This window comes from Sporosarcina sp. NCCP-2222 (assembly GCF_023168145.1).
In the GTDB taxonomy this organism is placed as follows: Bacteria; Bacillota; Bacilli; order Bacillales_A; family Planococcaceae; genus Sporosarcina.
This window is the reverse complement of record NZ_BQYK01000010.1, coordinates 130,697-149,255: the sequence shown is the minus strand read 5'-3', so window position 1 is coordinate 149,255 and position 18,559 is coordinate 130,697. Positions and strand designations below refer to the sequence as shown.

Below are 18,559 nucleotides of genomic sequence, written 5' to 3'. Positions count from 1 at the left end.
GACTTAGCTATTTCAATTGAACTTTCCCTGCCATTTAAATAACGATTAACTGCTTGTAACTTATCTTCTGCAGTAAATTTAGCCATAGAAAAAATGCACCTCCAATTGTTAGATGGTGTCTAACAATTGGGGTGCAGTTCATAGGGGATTGGGCTTTTCCAAGGTTTACACCGTTTGAATTTTATACTTTTTAATCTCCGGAGGTATCGGGCAAACATATTCCTCTCCACCGCGCTGTTCAATCAATTCCTCTTTTGCTCTTTCCAGAATATCTGGATTGTGAAGGACGTTGATCGCTGTTGCCGCCATGACCTTGCCTGCATGCAGCATTCCTTTATGCGCAACAGATGTTTTACCAGTCGACACGACCTGCCATGTGTGCAGTGGCGTTCCAATCGGTTCGCATCCGACTAGTGCTTGCACGGTAGGGACTACCCAGCTTACGTCGCCGACATCGCTTGTACCCGGCATGACACCATTCGAAGGAATAAACGGGTCGATGATGTCTGCCATATCTTTACCTTTTAATTCTTTATTCACCTGCACGTCTTTTCTTTTATCTGCTTCTGAAAGGGTCGCACGGATGGCTTTGGCGAATTCCAAATCCTTCTCATCATACTGAGGCACTCCTAGAGCGACGAAGTTATCATACATCACTTCTTCCAGTGTATTGTTTGGCAGGATATCGGAGGCAGCGGAAGCAAAATCGATTTCTACTTCGGTGCCCGTCATGAGTGCCGCGCCTCTTGCGATGTCACAGACACGTTGATAAATTTCTTCTGCTTGGGCAACACGTGGAGCCCGGATGAAGTAGAGGACGTCTGCCTTCTCTTGGACGACATTCGGAGAGTATCCACCTGTATTCGTAATGGCATAATGAATCCTTGCTTCCGGAATGACATGTTCCCTCAAATAGTTGACACCGACATTCATCAGCTCCACAGCATCGAGTGCACTTCTTCCAAGGTGGGGGCTATCCGCTGCATGAGCGCTTCTTCCTTTAAAGCGATAAGAAACTTCATAGCAGGCGAGGGAGGACATCGACCATACAGCATGGCGCGACCAAGGATGCCAGCATACCGCAAAATCCACATCATCAAACAAGCCTGCCCGCACCATGAAAGTTTTTCCGCTGCCGATTTCCTCTCCAGGGCAGCCGTAGTATCGGACTGTTCCTTCGAGGTTATTTTCCTCCAAATATTGGCGAATTGCAATGGCAGCCGCTAATGCACCAGTGCCGAGCAGATTATGTCCACATCCATGTCCGTTTCCGCCTGCTTCCACTGGATTGAAGCTAGTTTCCGCTCCAGCTTGGCTTAAACCGGATAAGGCATCGAATTCGCCTAGTACTGCGATAACGGGTTTCCCTTGGCCGAAGCTGCCAACAAAAGCGGTTTCGATATCGCCTACCCCTTTCTCAACAGCAAAGCCTTCCTCTTCTAATGTTTTACATAGTAAGTCGGCCGATTGAAACTCGACAAAGCCTGTTTCTGCGTATTCCCAAATTCGATCACTGACAGAAATTAATTTTTCCCGTTTTTCTTCAATCACATTGGATAACATTTCGCGGTAGTTCATTTCATTCACCTCTGCAAAAGATTTGTTTACTAAATGGTGGATTTACACCTTCGCGGTCTTCTTTCCAAATTAAAACGGGCCATATTGGATGACTTGCGCGATTACTAAGAAAATCAGAACAACAGCCACTTGGATTAAAACGTACGGTAATACCCATTTCACCCATTTGGAATAGGGGATGCCCATCATCCCTAGCGCCGCAAGCAGCAAACCGCCTGTTGGAATGATCAAGTTCGATACGCCCCCGCCCATCACGGTCGCAAAAGCGGCAGTTTGTCTTGTTACACCGACCAAATCTGCCAGAGGGGCCATAATCGGCATGACCAGGGAGGCATGTCCACTTCCTGATGGAACGATAAAGTGGATAAAGAAATTTGCAGCGCCCATGCCTACTGCGGTTACACTTGGCGGAAGCCCTTCCAGCAACCCGGAAGTTACATATAAAATCGTATCCAAGAGCCCGCCTGCTGTAAGAACAACTAAAATGGTACTTGCAACACCAATGATCATAGCGCCGGGAACCATTTCTGCGCATCCTTTTAGAAATGCGTCTGTCATGTCGTTTCCTGATAGCTTGCCGATGAGTCCCATGATGATGGCGCCTAACAAGAAAATTCCCACAATCTCACCGATATACCAGCCAAGGCTGATGACCCCATAAATAAGGGCGATGAAACAGCCTAAAAAGACAAATAGTGAGATGGCATGTCTTTTGCTGATTTTGTAATTCGTATCAAATGTAATGCTTTCGTTTGGATTAAATCTGCCGTATTCGGCCAGTTCAGGATTTTTCTCGATTTTATTGACATGACGTAAAATAAAGAGGACCGTCAAAATGTAGAAGATGATATAAATGGCGATCCGTAAGCCGATTCCTGAATACATAGGAAGTTCGGCAACAGTTTGGGCAACCCCAATCGTGAAGGGATTGGTGATTCCTGAAGTGAATCCAGCGCCGAGCATCCCGAGAACGACGATGGCAAGGCCTGTTAACGCATCAAAGCCGAGGGCGATAGCCATCGGTACAACGATTGTAATGTAGACCAATGTATCCTCAGCTGCTCCAATCAGCGTGCCGAGCAATGAAAAAATGAGTACCATCACAGGGATGATCAATTTTTTTCGGGCACCGAACTTCTGAGCAGTAAACCGGATTAACGCATCAATGGAACCTGTCGCTTGCATAATGCCTAGAGCCCCGCCGATGAGCAAGACGAATAGGATAATTGGAGCGGCGTTCACCATGCCTTGGTGAAACGAGTTGAACATCTCCAGCAATCCAACGGGTGTTCGATCGACAAATTCAAATTTTGCCGGGTCAATCATTGTTCGGCCATTTTCCTCAAATCTGGCGTATTTGCCCGCAGGAACCACATAGGTTAACACAGTAATGGCAGCAATGATAAAAAACATCAGAACGTAAGCACTAATTCCACTTTTTTTCTTTGGCTTCTTTTCTTCATTGCCTGCATTTTTTAAAGGTTTGGCCATGCTCATCTGTAACACTCCCTAATCAATTGGTTTGTAACGCATGCTGTGAACTATCCCTTCATCCAACTAGTATCGAAAGTCTTCCCCGAGTATTCAAATAGACCCCCAATTAATTGAATTCTGAAAAATAGATTTGTCAACGCTTTCATTTTATCTTGATTTAGGGCGGGTGATATTCAAAAGAGGAATACTGCATATTATGATTCTGAATAAGTTCGGTTATAATATTTTAGAGTGATCTATCGTATAATTGGAGCTTTAAACAGTTGAAGGACAGGTGGAGACTTCGTGGAGATTAGACATTTGCAGACATTTCAAATTGTAGTGGAAGAACAGAATCTGATTCAGGCCGCTATGCGTCTCAATTACTCACAACCGACGGTGACCAAACACCTGCAGCAATTGGAAGAGGAAATCGGTTTGCCGCTATTCGAGAAAGTGGACAATCGTAGAAGGTTAACGAAAGCCGGAGAATTTCTGTACGAGCATTCGAAGAATATCCTCAATGAGCTCTTCATTCTTCAAATGGGAATGGAAGATTTGAAAGGAGAAAAACAAACGATTCGGCTTTGTGGCTTAGATGAATATTGCGATCGTTTTTTTCTGCCATTCGTTCGAAGCTTTCAAAAAAAGAACCCCAATGTTCTATTTGACGTACAAGCAATCAACAGCAGTGACGATTCCTTGCAGGCAGTCATCCTGGATGAATCGGACTTCGCAATTGTTGCCGGAAGGCCGCTTAACACGGACATTACTTCTCAAATTATTGACTTCGATGACCTGGTTCTCTTCGCTTCTAGCGATGTGGCTGCTGACCCGGCAAATACGGAGGAGTACTTGGCGAAATATCCAGTTCTCGTCGATTACAACGCACCTTTTATTAAATTTGAGATCTTGAAAAAAGGAACTAATTTTTCAAACACGGTTCAATGCAACAGTGATGAAGCAATTAAAAATGCCGTGCTGCACCATGAATATCTGGGTATTATCGGAACCGGCCGAATCAAAGAAGAAATTCGCTCCGGTACTGTCACCGTTTTGGAAACGTATGCGTCCAACAACCCGGTCAAACTCATTGTGTTGACAAAAAAACTGGGGAATCCGGTTTTTCAAGACTTTTTCACTTCGTTTGGCAAAGCAAATCGGTTGTAATTTTTTGAGGGATACAGGTACATATGAAATAATCCATAACCTTACATGCTAAGTGCAAAACTTAAGATTCATGAAATGGCACGCAACTAACTATAAGGGGAAATCTGAATGGAAGAGGAAATTACGGAAAAAGTAAAAGATGAACTTGCAGATAGACTAGGATTAGGTAAAACAGAGCAAATGAAAAGCACTCTGTTTCAAGGCGACTTCGGTTTTAGTATAGATTTTTCTCTACTCATACCCTTATTGCTAGTAGTCGCAATAGCCGTTTTTCTACTTAAACGTAATAGAAAGAGCAGTAAATAATTGGCGCATCTCCATACAAGGGATTTGCGCCTTTTCAATTTTGATTTGCTCGTTGAATTCGGATAGTCGTTACTCATTTGGGCAACATACGGGTGACATCTATATAAAAGGAGGATGGGCGTGAGAACCATAATTTCATTTGTGCTGGCATTCCTTATATTTCACTTTTCGACGTTGGCCAGTGCAGAAGCTCCTTTCACAGCCGCATTTATCCGGGACCATCAACTGTGGATTAAAGAAGGGGAGCAAGAAACGCAATTGACGAAGGACCGATATATTTATTCACCGAAATGGTCGTATGACGGCCGTTTCATTGGCTATATTGATGGGGATGAAAAAGGGGAGAAGTCGGATTTATATATATACGATAGGAAGGAAAAAGAAAGCTATCAATCGTATGTGCAGGTCGTCACATCAGATTTTAAATGGGCCCCGAATAAGAATCAAATCGCGTATACGAATTATGGCGTTTTGGATGTGACAAAAACAGAAAACGGACGGCCGCAAGGATTTGAAAATGTCGCATTAGGTGTTAGTGGCTTTGAATGGTTTCCGAACGGCAAGGAATTTATTGTTTCATCCGATTCCACCTTGCTTCCGACAGGATGGACGCCCATTCCGCTATTTCGAATTCAGGCAGACGCAAATCTTTCGAAGGATAAAATTCAACCATTCTATACCATTCCTACGAATGAAACTGATTTATTCGGGATTAGCGTCGATTTCTTTAAATGGAGTCCGGATGGAGAATGGGTTAGCTTTTTAGTAATTCCGACTGCTTCCTTCGCTATGGATAGCAATACCTTGAGCGTGTTATCGTCCCAGGGAAAACAATTTCAAGCTATCGGTAAAATGTTGTCGTTTCAAGAGTGGTTCAAATGGTCGCCTTCAGCCAATGAGCTGGCCTACATTTCAGGAGAAGGCCGATTCTTTGTCGAGAACAAGAATACGACGGTTTCAGAAATTCCAATTGCAGAGCAACAGCTGGAATACACTCCTCAAGGCTTTGTGGATCTTGGGCTTGATTGGTTCTCCAAAGACTTGATTATTGTAGCACGTGCGAAGGAGAATAAAGAGTGGAAAGAAGGGCCTGTCCCAACGATGTACACCTCACTCTTTGCGATCAACATTAGAACAGGTGAGCAGCATCAACTCACTTCCCCCGGGGAAAATGAAATAGACGAGCAGCCTCAAGTCGTTGGCTCTTACTTGACCTGGTTTAGAAAGAAGCCGGGGCACACAAAAGGGGATGTGTGGGTACGGGATGGCCTATCGGGTCAGGAGTACATTTGGCTGGAAAATGTCGACGGCGCTCCCGTATTCTTTACACAAAAACAAAAATCATGAGAACAGGGTGCAATTCCGTCGGGAGTTGCCTCTTTTTTTATTACAATTGTTTCCTGTTGAATTATTGACAGAAAAGGCACCTTTGCTTTTCAATGAAGGATAAGGATGCAGGGAGGTGTTTGTTTGGTATACATCATTGATTCCGTCCCAGGATGGGCTGGGATTCTTTCTTTGATTCTCTTTATTCTTTGTTTTTATTTTACCTTAACGTTTTTCCAATATGTAAAAGCTGGCGACATGCGTCTTGCCAAACAGTCCAAGGCAGCGGCGGTCGGGTGTCTTGCGCTTGGTTTATTGATTCCTGCTTTCTACAGTTTGTAACATGAAAAGGAAAAACGGAACTTCCTAAACAGAGGAAGGCTAACGAGCTGGCAATCAAGCCTGCTCGTTTTTAGCTATACAAAAACGCGGTTGTCTGTCGAATCAAAAAAATCCGTGTATAATGGAATAATTATATGAATTGGAGGAATTCGAATGAACGATTTACAGCTGACGATTGAACTAACTAAGCATCCAAAAGAGAAGCCAGCAGCCGACCAGCTTGCATTCGGCACCGTCTTTACCGATCATCTGTTTACGATGGATTATACAGCGGGCCGAGGATGGCATGATGCGAAAATCAAACCATATGAACCGATCAGCCTGGATCCGGCAGCCATTGTTTTTCATTATGGACAAACGGTATTCGAAGGGTTGAAAGCGTATGTGACGGAGGAACAAGAAGTGGTTCTGTTCAGACCGGAAGAAAACTTGAAACGCCTGAATCGATCTAATGATCGACTCTGCATGCCTGAAATTGATGAGGAATTTGCGCTTCATGCACTGAAAGAGCTCATTCGAATCGACAAGGATTGGATACCGAATAAGGAAGGTACATCTTTATACATACGTCCGTTTATCTTTGCCACGCAGCCTTATTTAGGTGTCGCTCCTTCTGCGACCTATACATTCATGATCATCCTCTCGCCTGTTGGGGCGTACTATAAAGAAGGGATGAATCCGGTGAAAATTGCAGTTGAATCCGAATTTGTCCGTGCGGTCGCTGGGGGTACAGGCAGTGCAAAAACGGCAGGAAACTACGCGGGGGCTATGAAAGCGCAAGAGATTGCTGAAGCAAACGGCTATTCCCAAGTGCTGTGGCTCGATGGAAAAGAACGCCATTATATTGAGGAAGTCGGGGCGATGAATGTCTTCTTTAAAATCGACGGTGAAATTGTGACGCCTTCATTGAACGGCAGTATTTTGGAAGGCGTGACGCGAAAATCTGTCATAGAGTTGCTTCGTCATTGGGGTATTCCAGTTCATGAGCGTAAGATCTCCATGGAAGAATTACATGCCGCTTCCCAGGCGGGTACATTAGAAGAAGCGTTCGGTTCAGGAACAGCCGCTGTCATTTCTCCGATTGGAGAGCTTTTCTGGAAAGGCGAGAAAATGACGATTCACAACGGAGAAATCGGACCTTTATCGCAACGGATTTACGATACAATCACCGGCATCCAAACGGGTAAACTGGAGGATCCATTCGGCTGGCGCGTCAATGTGTTCGAGTAAAGGTAGTTTCATTCTACATGAAAGGTGGTTGATGTATGGAAGTAGCCATTCGAAAGCTGACCACAATTGAAGAAGTGCATTTAATTAAGCCGCTGGAAGAGAAAGTGTGGCAATCAGCCACAGTCCCGCTTCATCAGCTCTACACAGCCATTCAAAATGGCGGTTTGCTTATCGGCGCGTTTGACGAGGACCGCCTGATTGGATTTTCATATAGCTTTCCGGGGTTTCGGAATGGTTCTGTCTTTTTATGTTCCCACATGCTTGGGATTGATCCGGATTATCGTTCCCAAGGCATTGGCAGAAAGTTGAAGGAGAAGCAACTGATTGAAGCCGAGCAAATGGGCTATGAATTAATCGTCTGGACGTACGATCCACTGGAAAGCCGCAATGCCTATTTGAATTTGGCGAAGTTGCATGGCATCTGCTCTACTTACCTTGAAAATTGGTACGGGGAGATGGCGGACGGTTTGAATCAAGGCTTGCCATCGGACCGTTTCAAAGTGGAATGGTGGATTAGGAGCGCGCGGGTGCAGACAGCTTGGACGCCGGATGGAATTCAATTTGAGCGTCCTTGCAGCATTTCTTATACAGCGAGCGGCCAACCGCAAATCAGGGAAGTTGCGGGGCAGCTTCACTCAAGTGCGGACGGCTACGAAATTCCAGTCCCGTCCAATATTCAAGAACTGAAGAAGTTAGAGCCTTCGCTTGCCTACAATTGGAGAATGCAGTTGCGGGATATCTTTCAGCAATTATTCTCTGATGGTTATGCAGCTGTCGGTGTCAGGCGTTCGGATAGCGAGGAAGGCATCTGTTATTACCAATTGGTTCGCCGAGAGACGATACCTTTGTGAGGAAATGGGGGAGTAGCATGGACATCCGAGAAATTATTGTCAGACGAATGAAAATGAAGATGAAACAGCCGTTTACGACAAGTTTCGGCACAATGCAGGACAAGCATTTTTTATTGATTGAAATAAAAGACGGCTCGGGCCGCAGCGGATGGGGCGAATCGGTTGCATTCGATGCGCCTTGGTACAGTGAGGAAACTGTCGAGACAAATTGGCATATGATTCGTGACTTTCTAGTACCAATTTTGCTGGATGCCGATCTTTCGCATCCTGATGAAGTGAGTGGACTCTTTTCGCCGATTCGGAAAAACAATATGGCGAAAGCCGCTGTTGAGGGCGCTGTTTGGGATTTGTACGCAAAGCAGCAGGGCATGCCACTGGCAAAAGCGCTAGGCGGTACCCGCCAGCAGATCGAGGTTGGCATCAGCATCGGCATACAGCAAAGCGTCGAGGAGTTGACGGAAGTCGTCCGGCACCATTTGCAGGAAGGCTACAAGCGCATTAAGGTGAAAATAAAACCTGGCAAGGAAATTGAGATTCTGTCGGCACTCCGGCAATCCTTCCCGGACATTGCCTTAATGGCAGATGCTAACTCTGCGTATACATTGGCGGATACAGCGCTTTTACAGCGCCTTGATGAGTTCAATCTTATGATGATTGAACAGCCGCTCGCTTCGGATGACATTATTGATCATGCGATTTTGCAAAAAGAGCTAAAAACACCAATTTGCCTTGACGAAAGCATTCATTCTTTGGAAGATGCGCGCAAGGCAGTAGAGCTTGGCAGCACCAAAATCATCAATATCAAAATCGGTCGTGTCGGCGGCTTGACAGAAGCGAGAAAAATACATGATTACTGTATGGAAAAAGGGATTCCTGTCTGGTGCGGAGGCATGCTCGAGGCAGGAATTGGCCGTGCGCATAATATTGCACTGACTTCCTTGCCGAATTTCATCCTTCCAGGCGATACGGCCGCTTCTTCGCGCTATTGGGAAAAGGATATCATTCAGCCGGAGGTCGTCATGGAGGATGGCTACATCAATGTGCCGGAAGATCCTGGCATTGGCTATGAGCCGGATATTGCAAGTATCGACCGTTTCATGACCGATAGGTGGTCATTCTCGAAAGAGGGATAGGCTGTTTCCTATCCCTTTCTCCTGAGGGCCGTACAACGGCGATGTATCCTGCACGTTTTGAGCTTCTCCGGACATGACTTATAGAATTCTGCTCTCATAGCGGCACTCTCGCACATGCCTATGCAACCTCCTCCACTGAATTTCCGTCTAATGGATTGATGAAGCAGCCATTTTCCAGTAGAATGAACATAGGTTTTGTAGAGAGGGAGTTTTTCGTGAAAAAATTAGTTAAATCCTTGACGATCGGCACGCTCGTTTTGCTCCTCGCCGCTTGCAATTCCAGCGGGGCATCAGAAAAAATGACGGCTGAACGTCTATTGGACAAGTCCAAGAAGGAAATGGCGTCATCTTTGGATGCGGTCCATTCACATATTGTCTACGATGATTATAAAGTGACAGTTCATGATGGGGATTTTGAGAATCCTGAAAAAAGCGGCGCCAAATTCGATATTCAAACCGATGCTTTCTTAAATCCTATGAAAATGCATCAAGAGACACTCGTACAGCCCCGAGGCATCAAATCATACAAAATGAATCTCTATCGATTGGGCGACCAGAACTTTGTCTCTGATGAAAACAACAAAGAGTGGGAAGAAACGTCTTCGGAAACGCTCGAAAAATTGTTCGGCACACTCGTGTCGCGTTCCAACCCGACGCTCGATCTTTCGCTGTTTGATGAATTCAAGGATGATTTCGTCCTGGAACCAATCGAATACGGGTATGCATTGACATTAAGTTTGAATCGGAAGCAATTCGAGAAATTTAAACAGCTTGTGCCGGATCTCGGACCCGAGCAAGACGGCTTCCTGATCATTTATAAGATGGATTTAGTTATCACATTTAACAAGAGCACTTCTTATGTGACGAGCTTTAAAATGTCAGCGGATATGCGGTCATTCCGTGACGGCACTTCCTATCGAGCGAGGCAGAAATTGAACGCTACATATAGCTATTTTAATGATATCGATCCTTTCAAAGTACCTGACCAGCTTCAATAACCGCAACGTCTTTCCTCTCTTGAGGGAAGGCGTTTTTTTTATGGGAAAATATGATTTTTTCCTTACATATCCCATGTTTTACAGAGCTGGAAATAAAAAACCTTGAATACGGACAAGTGTTCGGGGTATATTATGAAGAGAACGATTGTTCGTAGGAGGGATGCGTAATGTATGAAAATTTACCGAACCGGCAGATCGTCTGCCTGGATATGAGAAGTTTTTATGCCAGCTGCGCGGCGGCCATCGAAGGTCTGGATGTCATGGAGACGCCAATTGCGGTGATAGGAAACATGGAACGCAAAGGCGGTGTCATCCTTGCAGCATCTCCGCCCTTAAAAAAAGAGTTTGGCATTAAGACCGGCATGCGGTTATTTGAAATTCCGGATGATCCGAGCATTCGATTGATTGAGCCAAAAATGGGGTTTTACTTGGATGTATCTATGGCCATTACGCGTCATTTGAACCGCTTTGTTCCAAAAGAAGCCATTCATGTATATAGCGTTGACGAAAGTTTTGTCGATTTGACAGGTACGGAGCGCCTATGGGGACCGCTGGAGGATACGGTGCAGCGCATTCAAGACGAGCTGGCCGAGCAATTCCAGCTGCCTTCCGCCTGTGGCATCGGGCCGAATATGCTGCTGTCAAAGCTCGCCTTGGATTTGGAAGCGAAAAAGACGGGCATTGCCCGCTGGACATATGAGGACGTACCTGAAAAGCTTTGGCCGATCGCCCCGCTCAGCAAAATGTGGGGCATCGGCAGCCGGCTGGAAAAGACGTTAAACCATATGGGCATCTTCTCTGTCGGCGATCTGGCCCATGCCCCTTTGGAGGAGCTGGAAAAAAAATTCGGCATCATGGGCAATCAATTATATCATCATGCCCACGGACTCGATTTTTCAAGCGTCGACACAGCTCCGCTTGTCGAAGGACAAATCAGCTATGGGAAAGGCCAGATGCTGTTTAGGGACTATGAAAAGCGTGAAGATGTGCTGGCGGTCCTGCTCGAAATGTGCGAGGATGTCGCCAAGCGGGCCCGGGAGGCAGGGAAAGCGGGGCGTACCGTTCACCTGTCTGTCGCCTATTCCAAGCGTTCGCTCGGTGGCGGATTCAGCCGTTCCGCTTCGGTCAATGAATCGATCAATGACACGATGGGCATCTATCGGATATGCACGCAGCTGTTCGACCGTTTCCATGACGGACGTGCGGTTCGGCGGCTGGGCATCAGCTTGACGAATTTGGAGGAAGAGCACTCCATGCAGCTCAGCTTCTTCGATGAACGGAAATGGCGTGATCGCAAGCTCGGTGCCACAATGGATACGCTGCGCAATAAATACGGATCTACTGCGGTATTGCGGGCGGTGTCCTATACAGAGGCTGGAACAGCGGTCCATCGGGCCAAACTCATCGGCGGGCATTATAAATAGAAAGACCGTCCGGAAAGCTGCCGGACGGCCGAAGTGTCAATTTGTTTGCAAGTGGCGGCGATATCTCCATGCGCAAAGAGCCGAAAGGGCAAGTAAAGCGGCGGCCAGCATATACACAAAACGCGCACCCGCCCATTCGGCAATTGCTCCAAAAGCCAAAGAACCCGCCGCGAACAAAATGGATACGATGGTTTGCTGCACCGCATAGATGGCAGGCAATTCTTCAGCCGTAGCCGCTTTTTGCAAACACGTATCGATTGAAATGCCTTTCCACTGCTGAAATACGCCTGTGCATCCTACGAGAACGAGGGCGAACCATGGCCAGGCTGTCATTCCGAAAAGAGCAGTCAGCAGGCTGATGCCAAATGAGGACACCAAAATGGCCTGTTGCAAGGAACTCTCGATAAGTGAAGCAAAACGTGCGCACAGGATGCCCCCTGTCAGCATGCCGATGAAGAAGGCTGTGTTGATATATCCCCACCAAGCCTCGTTTTTGGCGAGCACTTCTGTCACAAACACATAGAGGATGGAGGCGATCCATACGACGTTAGCCAGTGCTTCCAGTGCAATCAGAATATGCAGCGTCCGATATAAAGGATGCTTCCATATAAGGCGCCAGCCTGCCGTCAATTCACTCACGGCCTTTGTTTCCCGTTTAGGCAGAGTAAATTTGACAGGATCAGAAATTCCGGCAAGCAGGGCGATGGCGAATAGATACAGCGTACCTGTCAACAAAATGGCGAACGGGCCCGTAGTCAACGCGACAATGCCTCCACCTACAGCCCAGGCGCCTAAATTGACGGTTTCGGACACGATAGAGAAGAAACTGTTGGCCTTCACCAATTCCTCCTTTGGCACAAGCCGCGGTAACATGGCATGGCTTGCGGGAGCTGCCCAGCCGTCAAGAAACGCGATGGCAAACACGAAGCTTAATAAGGCAGTCACACTTGTCGCTCCGGATGCGTAGGACGCCAGCAACCAGAGTACAATTGTTTTCAATGCTTGGGACGTGACGAGCAATCTTTTTAGCGAAAAGCGGTTGATCAGAAGCGGAGAAAGGAAGCCGCTTCCAAAGCGTCCCATCATATTGACGAATGGAACGAGAGCGAGTACGAACGGCGAATTGGACTGTCCATATAAAATGGCAATCAGCCCCACAATGTAGAATATGTCACCGCAATCGGCAATCGCCTGGCCCATCCATAAAAAACGGAAAGATCGATGTTTCATTCATTTGCAGCCCCTTTTCAATCAAATTCGTTCTTTGATGAAAAGAGAAGGTTTACACTGCTTTTCATACCTCCTTTGTTAATAGGGGCAAAGCGCTTGTCAATGAATGATAAAAGTACTTTCAAATGCGTAGCAACGGACAGCCGGAAAGAGGCTGCAGGAATGAAAGACATCGGTTAGTCCCGTAGCGATTTTTTCAGGTTGGCCAGATCCTCTTCCAGCTTTTCAATTTTCTCCATTAAGCCGGAGGAATGAATGGCGCTCCGCACGGCCCAGACTAAGACAAAAGAAAAGAGGACAAAAGCAAAAAATATGGTCAGGATGAAGGTTGTCACATCCAGCGGCATGACGGGCACCTCTCTTTCTACTATTCATTATCTTATCATATGACTGTCAATTGCAGGAAGGAGCTAACAACAATGATTCGGGATCGAGGAAATATTAAATGGACAGCAATGATGCTTCCGGAGCATATTCAGCAATTGCGGAATTGGCAGGCGGAAGATGGAAGGCTGCCAAGGGGCATGCCGGATGAGCAGCAGCTGGAAGAATGGAATTATAAGATCAGCAACGCAATGGAAGGGGGGACGCCAGTCTCTATTGAGTTTTGGCAGGCGGAAGATGTTAAAAAGGTGCAAGGGTTCATCCAGAAGACGGACAGCCTCCAAGGGGTGCTTCAAATTGGCATGGAACGAGGGAATGCACATTGCGTGCCGTTTGTCGATATAAAAAGTATTTCAGAAATCGAATAATTTAAGTTTCGTACCTTTTCTATTGTTCAGACTTTTGGTAGACTATTTGAGGACAACATAGAAAGAGAGAGAAAAGGGTAGGGGGAGTCATGTGAAAGTTTTAGTTCAGCTAAGCTGGTTTTTTAAGCAGCGTAAGAAGCAATACGGTCTCGGCATTGCTGCGCTTGTATTTGTTTCCTTGCTGCAGTTGCTGCCGCCGAAAATTATCGGGTTCATAGTCGATGATATTACAAAAGGGACGTTGAGCTCTTCCGAACTGATCAAATGGCTGATCATCTTGGCAGCGGCCGGCGTGCTCATGTACATAGCACGCTATTATTGGCGTGTCATGATTTTCGGATCCGCCGTCCTGTTATCTAGGACGATGCGGGAAAAATTATTTAACCATTTTACGAGGATGTCACCGTCGTTTTATCAAAAACGCCGTGTCGGGGATTTGATGGCACATGCGACAAATGACATCAATGCTGTGCAACAGACAGCAGGAATGGGAATTTTAACACTCGTCGACTCTATTTCGACTGGCGGTTTTGTCATTTTGACAATGGCCTTGACGATCAACTGGAAATTGACGGTGATCGCTTTAATTCCATTTCCATTCATGATTTTCCTGACAAGTTATTATGGGCGGCTGCTCCGAAAGAAATTTCGTTTTGCCCAGGAAGCTTTTTCAAGCTTGAATGATAAAACGCAGGAAAGCATTTCGGGGATCAAGGTGATTAAGACATTTGGTCAACAAAAAGAAGACATCCAGGATTTTACCGAACTCTCAACGGATGTAGTCGAAAAAAACATGAGAGTGGCCAAGATTGATGCATTATTTGATCCGACGATCACTGGAATTTTCGCAATTTCCTATATACTTTCATTCTTTTTTGGAACGAAATTTATAATTGCGGGAGATATGTCAATCGGGGATATGGTAGCATTCAGTACATATCTTGGGCTACTGATATGGCCAATGCTTGCGTTTGGCTTCCTGTTCAATATCGTGGAACGCGGGAACGCCTCGTACAGCAGGATTTCAGAGCTTCTTTCCATCACGCCTGAAATTCAAGACGTGGCAGGTGCAATTGCTGATCGGCCTGAGGGTGATTTGCATTTTGATATCGATGAATTCACGTTTCCAGAAGATGAAGCACCTGCCTTGCGTGATGTGCACTTTACATTGAGACGGGGAGAAACACTCGGGATTGTCGGCAAGACCGGATCAGGGAAGACGGCCATCTTGAAGCTTCTGTTACGGGAGTTTGAAGGATACAAAGGAAGCATTGTGTACGGTGGACATCCGATCAATCAATACAAACAGCAAAGTTTACGGAGTTCCATTGGATACGTGCCGCAAGACCACTTCCTCTTTTCGACGACTGTGGCAGAAAACATTGCGTTCACGAATCCCAAGGTTGACCGTGAGAAGGTTTACGAAGCTGCACGGCTCGCCTACATTCACGAGGACATTTTAGGGTTTGCAGAAGGCTATGAAACCGTCGTCGGAGAACGGGGTGTTTCCTTATCTGGCGGACAGAAACAGCGGATTTCCATTGCCCGCGCACTGATCATGCAGCCGGAATTATTGATTTTGGACGATTCGTTATCGGCGGTGGATGCGAAGACAGAGGAAGCCATTCTGGAAGCATTGAAGCAGACGCGCACCGGCGAAACGACAATCATCACGTCTCACCGCCTGAGTGCCATCCAACATGCCCATAAAATTATCGTCTTGGAAGAAGGAACTATTATCGAGGCAGGTACCCATGATGAATTGATTGCATTAGGCGGCAAGTATAAAGAAATGTATGACTTGCAGCAACTCGAAGTGCTCGTTGAACAAGGGGGTGAGGAATAATGTCCATTGAAAAACAGCCAAAACTGACAGCAAAGGATCAATGGATCGTATTCAAGCGGTTATTGAGATACGCCATTCCTCATAAGGCAAGCATTACGGTAGCGCTGATCCTGCTCGTCTTGACGGTAACGGGAAGCATTGTAGGACCGTTGCTCATCCAATCATTTATCGATAATTATTTGACGCCGGAAAATTTTCCGAAGAATGAAGTTATGGTGCTCGCACTTACTTATATCGGGCTTCAACTCTTTATAGTCGTTGTCTCGTATTTCCAATCGCTACGGTTCCAGGCGATTGCCTTGAAGGTTATCCAGCAAATGCGGATTGATGTATTTACAAAAGTGCAAGGACTCGGCATGCGTTACTTTGACAAAACGCCTGCAGGCAGTATCGTATCACGGGTAACAAATGATACGGAATCAATCAAAGAGATGTTTGTCAGCGTAATCGTTACATTCCTACAAGCAATCTTTGTCATATTTGGCGTCTACTTCGCCCTGTTCGCACTCGATGTGAAGCTTGCATTCATGTCAATGGGACTGCTGCCGTTATTTATGATTATTGTCATTGTCTATCGCCGGTACAGTGCGGATTTCTACCAGGATATCCGTGAACGGCTCAGCCAATTGAATGCCAAAATAGCGGAGTCGCTGTCTGGCATGGGCATGATCCAGGCGTTCCGGCAAGAGGAACGCTTGGCGAAGGAATTCGATGATATCAATGAAGGACATTACCGGGCAGGTATGCGAAATATTAAATTCGACAGCGTATTGCTTGGGCCATTCATCGATTTGCTGTACGCCATCGCGATTGTCTTCGTCCTTGGCTATTTCGGTTTTATGTCTTTGGAAAGTGCCGTTGATGTAGGGATCATCTATGCGTTCACTACGTTAATCGGCCGGTTGTTCCAGCCAGTTCAGCAAGTGATGCAGCGACTATCCATTTTCCAGCAAGCACTTGTTTCTGCCTCCCGTGTGTTCAAACTGATGGATGATACGGATATGGAACCGAGCCAGACAGATCAAGCGAAGCAACCGGTCCAAGAAGGGACTATCGAATTTCGCGATGTCACGTTTTCCTACGATGGCAAAAATAATGTGTTGAAGAATATTTCATTCACCGCAAATGCGGGGGAAACGGTGGCCCTCGTCGGCCATACCGGAAGCGGCAAGAGCTCCATCATCAACTTGCTTATGCGTTTCTATGAGTATAATCAAGGGGAAATCTTGGTGGATGGCATATCGCTGAAAGACTATCCGAAAGAGGAGCTCCGCCGAAAGGTCGGTCTCGTCCTGCAGGACCCGTTTCTGTTCTATGGGGATATTGAAAGCAACATCCGTCTTCATAACAAGGAAATGACAGGAGAAGAAGTACGTGCGGCGGCTGAATTTGTCCAAGCGAATGAATTTATTGAAAAACTGCCTGATAAATATTCGCAGAAAGTGACAGAGCGCGGTTCTACGTTCTCCAGCGGTCAACGCCAGCTCGTCGCCTTCGCGCGCACAATCGCAACAAATCCGAAAATACTTGTCCTGGACGAAGCGACCGCCAATATCGATACGGAAACCGAAGTCGCGATTCAAGCAAGCTTGGAAAAAATGCGGAAAGGCCGGACGACCATTGCGATCGCCCACCGATTAAGTACAATCCAGGATGCGGAACTAATCTTAGTGCTGCACCAGGGGGAAATTGTCGAACGGGGTAATCACCAGCAGCTCCTCGCGCAAAAAGGGCTCTATTACATGATGTACCAATTGCAAAATGGATTGCTGGATGATGCGATTTAAACGGTAAGTGTCTTGAAAGGCAAACTTCAGGCGGCAAGCAAACTCAACAAGGGTTTGCTTGCCGCCTTTTCATTTTGATGTTAGCAAAGTGGAATGCTGTTGCGGAAATGTTGCGGGCACTGGCATTAATTTGGCACCCAGACACACTGATTTGGCGTGGTGGTCCTGTAATTTGGCGCCCAGCAGCACTAATTTGGCACGGGTGCCTTCTTATTAGGCGAGTGAGATCTGGTTGTCCGACAAGGAAGGACAAACTAGTTATGCAAACAAGAGGTCATTTTCTCGCTACCATGCAAACGGCATATCCGAATGTCATAAACTGTTCACAGGTAAAATCAACGTATTTCCGCTATGGATTTGGTACGATGGGGAGAGAATAATGAAGGGGAGAGAAGGATGAATACTGATTTGAATGTGTTTCTGGCGTTCGGCGCCGGATTTTTAAGTTTCATTTCACCGTGTGTGCTGCCTTTGTATCCAGCATTTATATCGTATATTACAGGCATGTCAATCGATGAATTGAAAGGCGATTCCAAGCGGATGAGCCGAAATGGAATGCTTCACACGATCTTTTTCCTGCTTGGATTTTCGGTCGTTTTTGTCTTCCTTGGTTTCAGCACATCGCTCGTTGGCAACTTTTTTGTGCAGTACAAGGATATACTACGGCAAGCGGGCGCCATCTTTATCGTCCTGTTTGGGCTAATGGTCATCGGGTTGTTCAAGCCTGATTTCTTAATGAAAGAACGACGTCTGCAATTCAAAAACCGACCGGCCGGCTTCTTGGGAACGGCTTTGATCGGCCTTGCATTTTCAGCAGGCTGGCAGCCATGCATGGGGCCCATCATTGGAGCGATCATTGGACTGGCTGCAGCCAATCCAGGCTCCAGTATGTTATATATGATGATGTATGTATTAGGGTTCGCTATCCCGTTCTTCATTTTATCATTTTTCATTACCCGTCTTGGATGGATCAAACGGCATAGTAATTTGATGATGAAAATTGGTGGTTATGTTATGATTGCTTTCGGATTTTTGTTGTTTTTCGATGGAATCACGTATCTCACTAGCTTGTTAAGTCCGATTTTTGGTGATTTCCAAGGTTTTTGATTGGAT

General features: G+C 46.2%; 17 protein-coding genes. 13 read left to right on the top strand and 4 right to left on the bottom strand.

Annotation, left to right across the window (positions count from 1 at the left end):
* Nucleotides 1–165: 165 nt before the first annotated feature.
* Together NCCP2222_RS18245 and NCCP2222_RS18240 are read right to left on the bottom strand one after the other, a co-directional pair.
* Complete coding sequence (locus NCCP2222_RS18245) at nt 166–1,578, bottom strand: M20 family metallopeptidase (protein ID WP_248513817.1); 1,413 nt, start codon at nt 1,576–1,578, stop codon at nt 166–168.
* A gap of 69 nt (nt 1,579–1,647) precedes the next feature.
* The gene (locus tag NCCP2222_RS18240; RefSeq protein ID WP_248513816.1) at nt 1,648–3,075 is read right to left on the bottom strand and encodes a YfcC family protein; all 1,428 of its coding nucleotides are present in this window, start codon (nt 3,073–3,075) and stop codon (nt 1,648–1,650) included.
* A gap of 282 nt (nt 3,076–3,357) precedes the next feature.
* Here NCCP2222_RS18240 and NCCP2222_RS18235 point away from each other — a divergent pair, with 282 nt between their 5' ends.
* The 9 genes from NCCP2222_RS18235 to NCCP2222_RS18195 all read left to right on the top strand — a co-directional run bounded on the left by NCCP2222_RS18235 (nt 3,358) and on the right by NCCP2222_RS18195 (nt 11,831).
* A complete protein-coding gene (locus NCCP2222_RS18235; protein WP_248513815.1) occupies nt 3,358–4,221 on the top strand; it encodes a LysR family transcriptional regulator in 864 nt (287 codons plus the stop codon).
* A gap of 108 nt (nt 4,222–4,329) precedes the next feature.
* A complete protein-coding gene (locus NCCP2222_RS18230) occupies nt 4,330–4,527 on the top strand; it encodes a hypothetical protein (protein WP_248513814.1) in 198 nt (65 codons plus the stop codon).
* A gap of 114 nt (nt 4,528–4,641) precedes the next feature.
* Nucleotides 4,642–5,874: a TolB family protein gene (locus tag NCCP2222_RS18225; RefSeq protein WP_248513813.1), complete on the top strand. Its 1,233-nt coding sequence runs from the start codon at nt 4,642–4,644 to the stop codon at nt 5,872–5,874.
* Nucleotides 5,875–5,997: 123 nt separating this feature from the next.
* Nucleotides 5,998–6,195 (top strand): hypothetical protein, encoded by a 198-nt coding sequence (locus NCCP2222_RS18220; RefSeq protein ID WP_248513812.1) that lies wholly within the window; start codon nt 5,998–6,000, stop codon nt 6,193–6,195.
* 153 nt (nt 6,196–6,348) lie between these two features.
* Entirely contained in the window at nt 6,349–7,425 is a 1,077-nt protein-coding gene (locus NCCP2222_RS18215) for a branched-chain amino acid aminotransferase (protein ID WP_248513811.1), read from the top strand.
* Between the two features lie 35 nt (nt 7,426–7,460).
* Nucleotides 7,461–8,276, top strand: coding sequence for a GNAT family N-acetyltransferase (locus NCCP2222_RS18210; RefSeq protein WP_248513810.1), 816 nt, complete (start codon nt 7,461–7,463; stop codon nt 8,274–8,276).
* A 17-nt stretch (nt 8,277–8,293) separates the two neighbouring features.
* Nucleotides 8,294–9,409 carry an o-succinylbenzoate synthase gene (gene menC / locus NCCP2222_RS18205; protein WP_248513809.1) on the top strand — a complete coding sequence of 372 codons (1,116 nt, stop codon included), beginning with the start codon at nt 8,294–8,296 and terminating at the stop codon, nt 9,407–9,409.
* Between the two features lie 215 nt (nt 9,410–9,624).
* Nucleotides 9,625–10,407, top strand: a complete 783-nt coding sequence (locus NCCP2222_RS18200; RefSeq protein ID WP_248513808.1) for a DUF6612 family protein — start codon at nt 9,625–9,627, stop codon at nt 10,405–10,407.
* Nucleotides 10,408–10,574: 167 nt separating this feature from the next.
* Complete coding sequence (locus NCCP2222_RS18195; protein ID WP_248513807.1) at nt 10,575–11,831, top strand: Y-family DNA polymerase; 1,257 nt, start codon at nt 10,575–10,577, stop codon at nt 11,829–11,831.
* Between the two features lie 36 nt (nt 11,832–11,867).
* Here the strand turns inward: NCCP2222_RS18195 and NCCP2222_RS18190 are convergent, their stop codons facing one another.
* Nucleotides 11,868–13,061, bottom strand: coding sequence for an MFS transporter (locus tag NCCP2222_RS18190; RefSeq protein WP_248513806.1), 1,194 nt, complete (start codon nt 13,059–13,061; stop codon nt 11,868–11,870).
* Nucleotides 13,062–13,237: 176 nt separating this feature from the next.
* On the bottom strand, nt 13,238–13,408 hold the full coding sequence (locus tag NCCP2222_RS18185) for a hypothetical protein (protein ID WP_248513805.1): 171 nt from the start codon (nt 13,406–13,408) through the stop codon (nt 13,238–13,240).
* Between the two features lie 72 nt (nt 13,409–13,480).
* Between NCCP2222_RS18185 and NCCP2222_RS18180 the strand changes: the two genes are divergently transcribed.
* The 4 genes from NCCP2222_RS18180 to NCCP2222_RS18165 all read left to right on the top strand — a co-directional run bounded on the left by NCCP2222_RS18180 (nt 13,481) and on the right by NCCP2222_RS18165 (nt 18,553).
* Complete coding sequence (locus NCCP2222_RS18180; protein WP_248513804.1) at nt 13,481–13,813, top strand: YolD-like family protein; 333 nt, start codon at nt 13,481–13,483, stop codon at nt 13,811–13,813.
* 91 nt (nt 13,814–13,904) lie between these two features.
* On the top strand, nt 13,905–15,659 hold the full coding sequence (locus NCCP2222_RS18175) for an ABC transporter ATP-binding protein (protein WP_248513803.1): 1,755 nt from the start codon (nt 13,905–13,907) through the stop codon (nt 15,657–15,659).
* A 5-nt stretch (nt 15,660–15,664) separates the two neighbouring features.
* A complete protein-coding gene (locus NCCP2222_RS18170) occupies nt 15,665–17,446 on the top strand; it encodes an ABC transporter ATP-binding protein (protein ID WP_375709216.1) in 1,782 nt (593 codons plus the stop codon).
* Nucleotides 17,447–17,842: 396 nt separating this feature from the next.
* Nucleotides 17,843–18,553 (top strand): cytochrome c biogenesis CcdA family protein, encoded by a 711-nt coding sequence (locus NCCP2222_RS18165; protein ID WP_248513801.1) that lies wholly within the window; start codon nt 17,843–17,845, stop codon nt 18,551–18,553.
* Nucleotides 18,554–18,559: the final 6 nt, after the last annotated feature.